The sequence below is a fragment of the Mesorhizobium sp. B2-4-12 genome (assembly GCF_006441575.1).
Taxonomy (GTDB): Bacteria; Pseudomonadota; Alphaproteobacteria; order Rhizobiales; family Rhizobiaceae; genus Mesorhizobium.
In genome coordinates this window covers 46,784-57,500 of sequence record NZ_VFVC01000024.1, presented here as the reverse complement: position 1 = coordinate 57,500, position 10,717 = coordinate 46,784, and the positions used below count along the sequence as shown (strand labels likewise).

The window sequence follows — 10,717 nt, the reverse complement described above, 5'->3', positions numbered from 1 at the left end:
GAAGCAGGAAGATGGCAATTCGCTGAAGGTTGCCAGCGCCAAGATCGAAGGCTGAGCCCTTCGCCTTTCAGTCCTGCCTGGTTTCTGCGCGCCGCGACCACGGCAGCGCTTCGCCGGGAATCGTTGTCCATGCGATGGCGGCTGGAAGCAGGCAAAGCAGCGCCGTCACCGAGGAGACAGCCGAAAAGGCTGCGTCACTGGCGGCAAGCCTTGCCGCATCGAGCGCCGGCGCCAAGCCAGCCGGTGCCAGCTCACCGAAGCCAGGCACGCTTGAAATCGCATTCCCATCCAGTGCCTTGGCGTAGACCCAAGCCGCCAGCGACCCCATCGCCGCCACCGCGATCAGGCCGCCAATGCGCGAGACGGCATTGTTGATGCCGGAAGCGGCCCCCGTGTCCTTGTCTTCCACCGCCGTCATGATCGCGGTCGAGAGCGGCGATACAACCAGCGCCATGCCGAGCCCCATCAGCGCCATCAGTGGAAATGTTCCGGTCCAGAAATGGTGGATGCCGGCATGGGTGAGCAAGGCAAGTCCGGCGAAGGCGAAGGCCACTACCAGACTGCCGCAGGCGATCGGGAAACGCGGTCCGATCCGGTCCGACAATTGCCCGACCGGTCCCGACAGAAGCGCGATCGATGCCGACAGCGGCAGGAAGATGAAGCCAACTTCGGCCGTGCTCAGACCCCAGCCGGCGATCATGAGCATCGGCAGGTAGAAAAGATTGGCCGACAGCGCGAAATAGAGGAAGAAGGTCGCCACATTGGCGCCAGCGAAAGCGCCGATGCGAAACAGGCTGAGGTCGATCATCGGCTCGCGTTGCCGCTGCTCGAACAGGATGAAGACGGCAAGCAGCACAGCGCCGGCGGCAATGCTCGGTCCCGCCATGTGGCCCCCGCCGCTGGCGCTCATCGAGGTCAGCCCATAGGCGAGCGCGCCGAAGGCCAGTGTCGCAAGCCCGCCGCCGCCCAGATCAAGGCTGCGTTTCTCAGTCGGCTCATCGGCCGGAATTTTGGCAAGCAGGAGATAGATCGAGATCAGGCCAAGCGGCAGGTTGACGGCGAAAATCGCCCGCCAGATGCCACCGCCGAAAGCCGAGAGCACCAGGCCGCCGAGTACTGGGCCGAGCGCGGTGGTCAGCGCGGAGGCCGCCGCCCAGATGCCGATCGCGCGGCCCCGCTCTTTTTTCGGATAGGCCTTGGCGATGATGGCGAGGCTGCCCGGCACCATGATCGCCGCGCCAATACCCTGGAGGGCGCGAAACGCGATCAGCACGATCGCGTTCGGCGCCAGCGCACAGGCAAGCGAGGCCGCGACGAACAGCGCAATGCCGGCCACGAAGGCGCGGCGCAGCCCGAACCGGTCGCCGGCGGCTCCGCCGGCAAGGATCAGCGCCGAGAGCGTCAACGCATAGGCATTGGAAATCCACTGTGCCGCGGCAAGGCTGGCACCGAGATCGACGCGGATCGCCGGCATGGCGATGGCCAGGATCGAGCCGTCGATGAAGCCGAGCGCCGAAGCCAGGATCGCCGCAACCAGCACGTATCGCCGCAGCGAAGGCGGACAGAAAGTTCCGTTCGTGACCGGACTGGTCAGCGGGATTGCGGCGGCTTTATCTGGTGAATGCATGACACATTGCTTAGACCGTCGGTGTTTCGGCAACAACCGGCCAGCGGCTCGCAGTCACTGAGCCCAGCCAACTGGGCAGGGTCGCGCCGCACCGGATGCAAACGGCGGCAGTCATGCTAAGTTCCGGAGAGCCGCAAGCGAGGAGAAGTCTATGAAGCGTCCACTCGAAGCATCAGCGGAGGGACGCGGCCGCATTGTCGGCATCACCGACGGCGTCTTCGCCATCGCGCTCACCCTGATCGTGCTCGAGATCAGGGTGCCGGCGCATGAGACGATCCATTCCGAGCATGATCTGCTCGCTGCGATCGCGGCATTGGCGCCGCGCTTTCTGACCTATGCCTTTGAGTTTCCTGACGCTGACGATCTTCTGGTTCGGCCAGCAGGCCCAGCATGGGCTGATCGCCAAGTCCGACAGGCGGCTTGCCACGCTGAACCTCTGCTTTCTCGCCTTTGTCGCCTTGCTGCCGTTCTCGACCGACCTTCTGGCGGACTTCCTCGAATTCAGGACCGCGGTGCTGGTCTACTGGCTCAACCTGCTGATGCTCGGCGTCACGCTGTTCGCCAGCTGGCATTACGCGGAGAAGAACGGCTTTGTCGCGGAAGGCGTCGACGCTGAAGCGAAGCGCACGGTCTATCTGCGTATCGCCAAGGCGCAGATCCTGTGGGCAATCGGCGCCGCACTCTGCCTGGTCACCCCATTGCTCAGCGTCGGCTTCATTCTGGTGGTGCAGCTGATCTATGCCGCCGCACTGCGCGGCTCATTGCTGCGCAAAGTCATCGGCTGAAGATCCCCCGACGAATTCCACGGTGACGCCTGGCGACACCAACTTGGCGAGCTCGCGCGCGTCCCAGTTCGTCAGGCGCACACAGCCATGGCTTTCGGTCTTGCCGATCTTCGATGGGTCCGGCGTGCCGTGGATGCCGTAGGTCGGTTTGTCCAAGGCGATCCAGACCGACCCGACAGGTCCGTTGGGGCCTGGCGGAATGGTGAGAATCTTGTCGTTCTGGCCCTGCTTGAAATTGATGTTCGGGTTATAGGTGTAGTTCGGGTCGAGCGCGACACGCGACACCGCGTGTATCCCGGTGGGCGACGGCGTGTCGGCCGAGCCGATGGTCGCGGGATAGGCTGCGACCAGCTTGCCGTCCGCATCGTAGGCGTACACTTCCTTCTTGGCTTTGTCGGCGACGATACGCGCGACCGGCGTTGACACCAGCTTGCCGAAATTGGCGACCTTGATGATCGTCCCGGGGCGATTGAAGTCGAGGCCCTTGTTGATCGACTTCAGATAGGTCTCATCCATGTGGAAGCGCTCGGCGAGTGCCTCGGTGACGGAGGTGTAGCCCATGCGGTCGAGCTTGGCCTTCTGGCTGTAGTCCTCCGGGATCGAGGCTACATAGGGGCCAGCCGCGTCTTCGGGGGTGATCGTGTAGGAAGCGAAAGCGTCGCCGCCGGTCTGGGCAAGGGCCGCCTGGATGCCGACCGCGTCGGTCGATTTCAGATTGCTACCGGTGATCTGGTTGTAGGCGGCCAAGGCCTTGTCGACGTTAGAGCCGAAGCGCCCGTCGATCACCCCCGGCGAAGCGCCGCCGCGGTCGAGCAGCACCTGCAGCGCCGCCACGTCCTGCCGCGCGCCGAGCGACAGCGACGGATCGATGGTGGCCTTGCCGCCAGTGTCCGGCGGCAGGGACGTCTGCGTTTCCGGATTGGCCGGCTGCAGTTCGGGCTGGCCCGGCTGGGCCGGTTCTATCGAGGCCTCATTGAGGGGCTGGCGTTTGATGGTCTGCGGTTTTGCCGGCTGCGGCGCCTCGGGATAAGTGTTGTCGTAGCTGCCGTCATCCTGCTGCGAAGGCGGATAGGCCTCAACCGAATTGTCGCCATAGGGGTCGGCCTCGTCCGCCGGCGGGGGGATGACCCGGCCTTCTTCTTCCAACTGCTTGCGGCGGAACCGCGCCATGTCTTGCGGATCGTCGAGATAGTAGCGGTCATCGTCGGCTGGGGCACGGCCCAACTCGCGCAGTCTTGTATCGCGGCGCAGCGCGCGCCGGTCGAGTCTCGTCTGCGGCGGCTGGATGGCGATCACCTTGCCCGTATCGGCGTCAACGATGACGCGATTACCCCTGGCGTCGTAGTAAATATCGAGATTGCCGTCCTGGGCGACAAGGATGCCACCGTCGCTGGCGGTGCGGCTAACCCTGGGTGCATTGTCTTGCGTCGGCGCTGCGAGCGCGCCGCAAGAAAGCATCCCGGCTGCGAGGGCCGAAAAGACGAAGATCGTGCGGAACATGGTGGCCAAAACTCTCCGGTCCGTAGATTGCCGTCGCCCGGCGTTGTCCCTGTGAGGCGAACCCTTCGCCAGCAAACCAGCTATCCACAATATGGTTCCAACATGAACCGGGCATGAAGATGGCGGTTTTCCGGCACCTCTGGGAATATCAGCTAATGCATGTCGCCCAAAAGTGACCTCGGTTTTGGGACAACGACATGCATCAAAACAAAGAACCTAAAGGGCGTCGCATGACTCCGTTTTCACGAGACGCGCTTTAGCCTGCGCCAAGCCCCAACTCCTTGCGCGCCTGCTTCGTCAGCTTGAGCGCAACAAGGCGGTGGCTCTCGCGCAGATAGTCCTGCAACGCGTCATCATCCATGCTCTGGCTTGTCTGACGCTGGATCCATTTCATGCCGCGCGAGGCAAGATACGGCGCGGGCCGCAAGCCCGGCTGTTCCTTCAGCACGTCATAGGCAATGTCGGAGCATTTGAAGGTGACGAAGAGCTGCGCGCCTTCGTTCCAGCCACCAATGGCAAAGACCTTGGTCCCGACCTTCCAGACATGGGCGCCACCCCACTGCACGACATGGTTCGTGGCAGGCAGAGAGGCGCAGAAGTCGTTGTAGTCATCCAGCGTCATCCGCGTCCCATGCTTGCTATGAAAAACGCCTCGCGCCCAAACTGGGCGCGCGGCACTCCGAAGCGCGACGCGCTTCAGATCTTTTGTTTTTAATGCATGTCATTGTCCCAAAACCAAGGCCGGTTTAGGCGACACGCATCGGTCAGGCCGCCGCCTCGGTCGCGACAACAGTCGGCTTCGAGCGGAAATTCAGCCGGTCGGAACCGGCGGTCACCTTCACCGTCGAGCCATCGAGGATCTCGCCGAGCAGGATCTTCTCCGCCAGCGGGTCCTGCAGTTCCTTCTGCATCACCCGCTTCAGCGGCCTGGCGCCATAGGCCGGATCGTAGCCCTTGGCCGCAAGCCACTCGATCGCCTCGTGATCCAGCGACAGCGCGATCTTGCGATCGACAAGCAGGTTCTCCAGCCGTTTGAGCTGGATCTCGACGATGCGGTCCATGTCCTGACGGCGCAGCCGATGGAACAGGATCACCTCGTCGACGCGGTTGAGGAATTCCGGCCGGAAATGCGCCCTCACCACGCCCATCACCTCGTCGCGTACGGCGTCGACATCCTGGTCTTCGCCGAGATTGACCAGATATTCGGCGCCGAGATTCGACGTCATGATGATCAGCGTGTTGCGGAAGTCGACGGTACGACCCTGGCCGTCGGTGAGCCGGCCGTCGTCGAGCACCTGCAGGAGCACGTTGAACACATCCGGGTGCGCCTTCTCGATCTCGTCGAACAGCACGACCTGATAGGGCCGGCGCCGCACCGCCTCGGTCAGCGCGCCGCCTTCCTCATAGCCGACATAGCCGGGAGGCGCGCCGATCAGCCGGGCGACCGAGTGCTTTTCCATGAATTCCGACATGTCGATGCGCACCAGGGCGCTCTCATCGTCGAACAGGAAGCTGGCCAATGCTTTGGTCAGTTCGGTCTTGCCGACGCCCGTAGGTCCGAGGAACATGAACGAGCCGATCGGCCGATTCGGATCCTGCAGGCCAGCACGGGCACGCCGCACCGCCTTGGAAACGGCCTGCACCGCCTCGCCCTGGCCGACGACCCGCTTGCCGATCTCGTCTTCCATGCGCAGCAGCTTGTCGCGCTCGCCTTGCAGCATCTTGTCGACGGGAATGCCGGTCCAGCGCGAGACGATATGGGCGACGTGGTCGGGGGTGACCACTTCCTCGACCATGCCGGCCTTGCCGTCCTGGGCCTCAGCCTCCTTCAGTTTCTTTTCCAGTTCCGGAATCTTGCCATAGGCAAGCTCGCCTGCGCGCTGGAATTCACCCTTGCGTTGGGCAATGGCCAGTTCGTTGCGCGCCTCGTCGAGTTGCTTCTTCAAGTCGGCGGCAAGCCCGAGCTTCTGCTTCTCGGCCTGCCATTTGGCGGTAATCTCGGTCGATTCCTCCTCGAGGCCGGCGAGTTCCTTTTCCAGGCGGGCAAGCCGATCCTTCGAGGCCTCGTCCTTCTCGACCTTCAGCGCTTCGCGCTCGATCTTGAGCTGCATGATGCGGCGGTCGATCTCGTCCAGCGCTTCGGGCTTGGAATCGACCTGCATCCTGAGTCGCGAGGCAGCCTCGTCGACCAGGTCGATCGCCTTGTCCGGCAGGAAACGATCGGCGATGTAGCGGTTGGACAGCGTCGCCGCCGCCACCAGCGCCGAGTCGGAGATGCGCACCTTGTGGTGCTGCTCGTATTTTTCCTTCAGGCCGCGCAGGATCGAGACGGTGTCCTCCACCGTCGGCTCGTCGACAAAGACGGGCTGAAAACGGCGGGCCAGCGCCGGGTCCTTCTCGACGTGTTTTCTGTATTCATCAAGCGTGGTCGCACCGACGCAGTGCAGTTCACCGCGCGCCAGGGCCGGCTTCAGGAGGTTGGACGCATCCATCGCGCCATCCGCCTTGCCGGCACCGACCAGCGTGTGCATCTCGTCGATGAACAGGATGATGCTGCCGTTGGCCGAAGTGACTTCCGAGAGCACGGCCTTCAGCCGCTCCTCGAACTCGCCGCGATATTTGGCGCCAGCGATCAGCGCGCCCATGTCGAGCGCCATCAACTGCTTGTCCTTCAGCGATTCCGGCACGTCGCCATTGACGATGCGCAGCGCCAGGCCTTCGGCGATGGCCGTCTTGCCGACGCCGGGCTCGCCAATCAGCACCGGATTGTTCTTGGTGCGGCGCGACAGCACCTGAATGGTGCGGCGGATTTCGTCATCACGGCCGATGACCGGATCGAGCTTGCCGGCACGGGCATCGGCTGTGAGGTCACGCGCGTATTTCTTCAGCGCATCATAGCCCTGCTCGGCGCTCGCCGAATCGGCGGTGCGGCCCTTGCGGAGATCGTTGATGACCTGGTTCAGCGCCTGCGCGGTGACGCCGGCCTTGGCCAGGATTTCGGCTGATTTGGCCGATTTTTCCATGGCAAGCGCCTGCAGCAGCCGCTCGACGGTGACGAAGCTGTCGCCGGCTTTCTTGGCCAGTTCCTCGGCGGTCGAGAACACCTTGGCCAGAGGCTGCGCCAGATAGAGCTGGCCATTGCCGCCTTCCACCTTGGGCATCGCCTCAAGTGCCGCCTCGACACCGAGCTTGACGTCGCGGACATTGCCGCCGGCGCGCTCGATCAGCGATGCGGCTAGGCCCTCATCATCGTCGACGAGTACCTTCAAGATGTGTTCGGGGGTGAATTGCTGGTGATTGCGGGAGAGCGCCATGGTTTGCGCGGACTGGATAAAGCCGCGCACGCGCTCGGAGTATTTCTCAAGATTCATATCTGTCTCCTTCCGTCACCGACCCGCTTTGCGGCACCGGATCAGATTGCGGTGACGGACCCGCCCATTCGAGCCGGATCCTGTTCAGCCGAGATATGGTGCATAGGCCATGCTGTCTCAAGACACCTTGATGTCGGTCAACGTATAATATTCCACAGGCGCAAAAAACGAAAACGGCGGAGATTTCTCCCCGCCGTTCAACATCTTCAAGTGCTGCTCGATCAGTTGTCGATGTCTGAGATCACGGGCTCTGCGCTGCCGCCCTCGGCAGGGGCCGCGACCACCTCGCCGGCATCCGCATTGCGGCCGCCGCCGTCTGCCTGGTCGGCAGTGGCGCGCGGACGGCGCGGTCGCCGCGGGCGGCGGGCAGCGCCGCTCTCGGCTGCCGCCTCATTGAGCTCGGCCTGGGCGGCCAGACCGGCTGGCGAAAAATTCTCGAACAGCGGCGCCGGTTCGGTCGCCGCGACGGTTTCGGCCGGCGAAGCGGACTCTGCCTGCACCTCAGCCTGTCCCGGGGCCTCGTTGCGCTGCTGCTGGCCGCCTTGCTCGGCGGACGAAGCATAATCGCGCTGGCCGTTCTGGCCATAGCCGCCATTGGGGCGGCGATCGCGATGGCGACCGCCATGGTTGCGTCCACTATTGTCACGGCCAGCATTGTCACGATTGTCGCGGCCGCTTTCCCGGTTGAGCGCGACCTCGGCCGGCATGCCTTCGATCACTGGCTGCGGACCGGCGCCATGGTTGATCACCGGAACTTGCGGATCGGAAATGGCGTTGCCGCCGCTGCTTGCTCCGCTGTTGCCGGCCCCGACGTTGCCCGCATTGTCGAACTCGTCGCGGTCCTCGTCGCCATCATCGTCGAAGTCGTCGCGGTTCTGCTGGACGTTCTGGATCGGCATCTGCGCTTGCGCGGCGGCAATGATTCGATTGTAGTGTTCGGCGTGCTGGAGATAGTTCTCCGCCATGACCCGGTCGCCGGAGCTTTGCGCATCACGGGCAAGGGTGGCATATTTTTCGGCGATCTGCTGAGCCGATCCACGGATCTTCACGTCCGGGCCGTTGCTCTCGTAATTGCGCGTCAGCGGATTCGGGCCTTTGCGGTTGTTGTTATTGTTGTTGCCACCGCCGCCGCCATTGTTGTTGCGACCGCGCATGCGCCTGTTCTGCTGTTGTGGCCTCATTCGACTCTCTTCATCTTGAAATTTTCGAAAACTCGTTACGAACGGAGGCGCTCATGCAGCCAGCCGTTTCGTTTCTTCACCGGCGTTCGCCCGCATCGATTGCGTTGGCGCCACGTGCCATCCCGTTCCGGTTACATCACTTGCCGGACGATTCCCGCACGAAGCTTGGGCGTCGTTTGCGCAAGAAGGCAGCTATTTCCAAGGAAACCGAATCGCTAAGAGCACTGCCTGCTTCGTCTCATCCGGTTGAGGCGACCCTAGCCGCATTCCCCGGCATTGCCAAGCGGTTTTTTCGCACTGCGTCAAGGCTTTCCCCGTTGAAAGACAAGAACCCTGTCGTTTCCGCCGAGATCGCCGAACACCTCACCGGCGGCATAGCCGGCTACGCTAAATATGTCGTTGACCTCGTTGCGTTGCGTGTGGCCGATCTCGACCGCTATCACGCCTTCGGCTTCCAGAAATCTTGCCGCCTCGGCGGCGATGATCCTGTAGGGGGTAAACCCATCCGCACCGCCGTCAAGTGCCAGGCGCGGATCGAAATCGCGAACTTCGTTCTGCAGATTTCCAATATCCTCCGACCGTATATAGGGAGGGTTTGCGGCAATTACATGGTATCGGCCGGAAACTTTTTCGAACCAGTCCGACTGCAGTGCCGTGAACCGGCCGCCGAGCCCCAATTGCCCGGCATTGCGGGTCGCTGTCGCCAGCGCGCCTGCGGAAATGTCGACGCCGATGGCGGTCGCGGCCGGCACCGTGCTCAGCAGCGCCAGGGCGATCGCGCCCGTCCCGGTGCCGAGGTCGAGGATGCGGCATGTGCCCTCCCGTGCGGCCGTTGCCTTGACGAAGGGCAGCACCGCCTCCACCAGCGTCTCGGTGTCCGGCCGCGGCTCCAGCGTTTCCGACGATAGCGATAGGCGCAGACCGTAGAATTCACGATAGCCGAGGATGCGATGCACCGGTTCGCCACCGGTTCGCCGTTTCAGCGCGGCCTCGATTTCGGCGATGGCGCCCCCGTCGACCTTGCGCCCGGGTTCGGCAATGGCCTGTGTACGCGTCGTGCCGGAATAATGTTCGACGATCAGCCGCGCATCGAGCGCCGGATCGTCGATCATGGCCGCCGCAAGCCTGGCCCGCGCCTCCCGCAGCAGCGGCCCCAGTGCCTCGGGCAGAGGGTCAGCCATCGAGGCCTATATCGGCCAGCAGCTTTGACTGGTGATCGGCGATCAGTGCGTCGACGATTTCATCGAGTTCGCCCATCATCACCCGGTCGAGCTTGTAAAGCGTCAGATTGATGCGGTGGTCGGTGACGCGGCCTTGCGGAAAATTGTAGGTGCGGATGCGCTCGGAGCGATCACCGGAGCCGACCTGCGACTTGCGCGATTCGGAACGCTCCTCGTCAGCCTTGCCGCGCTCCAGATCATAGAGCCTGGCCCGCAGGATCTGCATGGCCTTCGCCCGGTTCTGGTGCTGCGACTTCTCCGCCTGCACCACCATGATGCCAGTCGGCAAATGCGTGATGCGGACCGCCGAATCGGTGGTGTTGACGTGCTGCCCGCCGGAACCCGAGGCTCGCATCGTGTCGATACGGATGTCCTCGGCGCGGATCTCGATGTCGACCTCTTCCGCTTCCGGCAGCACGGCAACGGTGGCGGCCGAAGTGTGGATGCGGCCGCCAGCCTCGGTTGCCGGCACGCGCTGCACGCGATGCACACCGGATTCGAACTTCAGATGGGCAAACACGCCCTTGCCGGACACGGTGGCGATGATTTCCTTGAAACCGCCGGCATCGCCGTCGCTGGCCGACACTGTTTCGAACCGCCAGCCGCGTTCGGCGGCATAGCGCTCATACATGCGAAACAGGTCGCCCGCGAAGAGTGCCGCCTCGTCACCGCCGGTGCCGGCGCGAATTTCAAGGATCGCGTTCTTGTCGTCGGCGGCATCCTTGGGCAGGAGCAGGATCTGGATGTCCTTCTGCAGTCCTTCGATACGCTCCTCGACGCCGGGCAGGTCGGCTTCGGCGAGAGCCCGCATCTCGGCGTCGGTGCCTTTGTCGGCGAGCATCGCTTCGAGGTCGGCCTGCTCGTGCTCGGCCGAGCGCAGCGCCCGAACCTTGGCCACCATGTCCTGAAGCTCGGCATATTCCGACGCCATCTTCACATAGGCATCCGGCGCCGGGCCGGCCGACATCTGCGCTTCGAGCATCTCGAAACGCTTGACGACTTGATCCATGCGGTCGCGGGGCAGGTTGATCAT

The 10,717-nt window shown here is 63.5% G+C and carries 9 protein-coding genes and 1 pseudogene (1 of these 10 only partly in view); 3 read left to right on the top strand and 7 right to left on the bottom strand.

The window, feature by feature from the left end:
- A protein-coding gene (locus FJ934_RS15980; protein ID WP_181165639.1) for a M23 family metallopeptidase crosses the window boundary here: on the top strand, nt 1–55 show its 3' portion. It extends 1,916 nt beyond the left edge of the window; the window shows 55 of its 1,971 coding nt (coding positions 1,917–1,971); the start codon falls outside the window, past its left edge; its stop codon occupies nt 53–55.
- A 12-nt stretch (nt 56–67) separates the two neighbouring features.
- On the opposite strand, the gene FJ934_RS15975 is transcribed toward FJ934_RS15980, so the two are convergent.
- On the bottom strand, nt 68–1,627 hold the full coding sequence (locus FJ934_RS15975) for an MFS transporter (protein WP_140610569.1): 1,560 nt from the start codon (nt 1,625–1,627) through the stop codon (nt 68–70).
- Nucleotides 1,628–1,778: 151 nt separating this feature from the next.
- On the opposite strand from FJ934_RS15975, the pseudogene FJ934_RS28420 reads away from it, so the two are divergent.
- Together FJ934_RS28420 and FJ934_RS15970 are read left to right on the top strand one after the other, a co-directional pair.
- Nucleotides 1,779–1,916, top strand: a pseudogene (locus FJ934_RS28420) (TMEM175 family protein); the annotation flags it as partial.
- A gap of 46 nt (nt 1,917–1,962) precedes the next feature.
- Nucleotides 1,963–2,412 carry a TMEM175 family protein gene (locus FJ934_RS15970; RefSeq protein ID WP_246671524.1) on the top strand — a complete coding sequence of 150 codons (450 nt, stop codon included), beginning with the start codon at nt 1,963–1,965 and terminating at the stop codon, nt 2,410–2,412.
- Here FJ934_RS15970 and FJ934_RS15965 read toward each other — a convergent pair.
- The 6 genes from FJ934_RS15965 to prfA form a co-directional block, all read right to left on the bottom strand.
- Nucleotides 2,386–3,912: a L,D-transpeptidase family protein gene (locus FJ934_RS15965; RefSeq protein WP_140610568.1), complete on the bottom strand. Its 1,527-nt coding sequence runs from the start codon at nt 3,910–3,912 to the stop codon at nt 2,386–2,388. The genes FJ934_RS15970 and FJ934_RS15965 overlap by 27 nt on opposite strands.
- A 256-nt stretch (nt 3,913–4,168) precedes the next feature.
- On the bottom strand, nt 4,169–4,534 hold the full coding sequence (locus tag FJ934_RS15960) for an MmcQ/YjbR family DNA-binding protein (RefSeq protein WP_140610567.1): 366 nt from the start codon (nt 4,532–4,534) through the stop codon (nt 4,169–4,171).
- A gap of 142 nt (nt 4,535–4,676) precedes the next feature.
- Nucleotides 4,677–7,283 carry an ATP-dependent chaperone ClpB gene (gene clpB, locus FJ934_RS15955; protein ID WP_140610566.1) on the bottom strand — a complete coding sequence of 869 codons (2,607 nt, stop codon included), beginning with the start codon at nt 7,281–7,283 and terminating at the stop codon, nt 4,677–4,679.
- A gap of 221 nt (nt 7,284–7,504) precedes the next feature.
- Nucleotides 7,505–8,464, bottom strand: a complete 960-nt coding sequence (locus FJ934_RS15950) for a DUF4167 domain-containing protein (protein ID WP_140610565.1) — start codon at nt 8,462–8,464, stop codon at nt 7,505–7,507.
- Nucleotides 8,465–8,766: 302 nt separating this feature from the next.
- Nucleotides 8,767–9,645 (bottom strand): peptide chain release factor N(5)-glutamine methyltransferase, encoded by an 879-nt coding sequence (gene prmC, locus FJ934_RS15945; protein ID WP_140610564.1) that lies wholly within the window; start codon nt 9,643–9,645, stop codon nt 8,767–8,769.
- Nucleotides 9,638–10,717 carry a peptide chain release factor 1 gene (prfA, locus tag FJ934_RS15940; protein ID WP_140610563.1) on the bottom strand — a complete coding sequence of 360 codons (1,080 nt, stop codon included), beginning with the start codon at nt 10,715–10,717 and terminating at the stop codon, nt 9,638–9,640. The genes prmC and prfA overlap by 8 nt, the downstream gene beginning before the upstream one ends.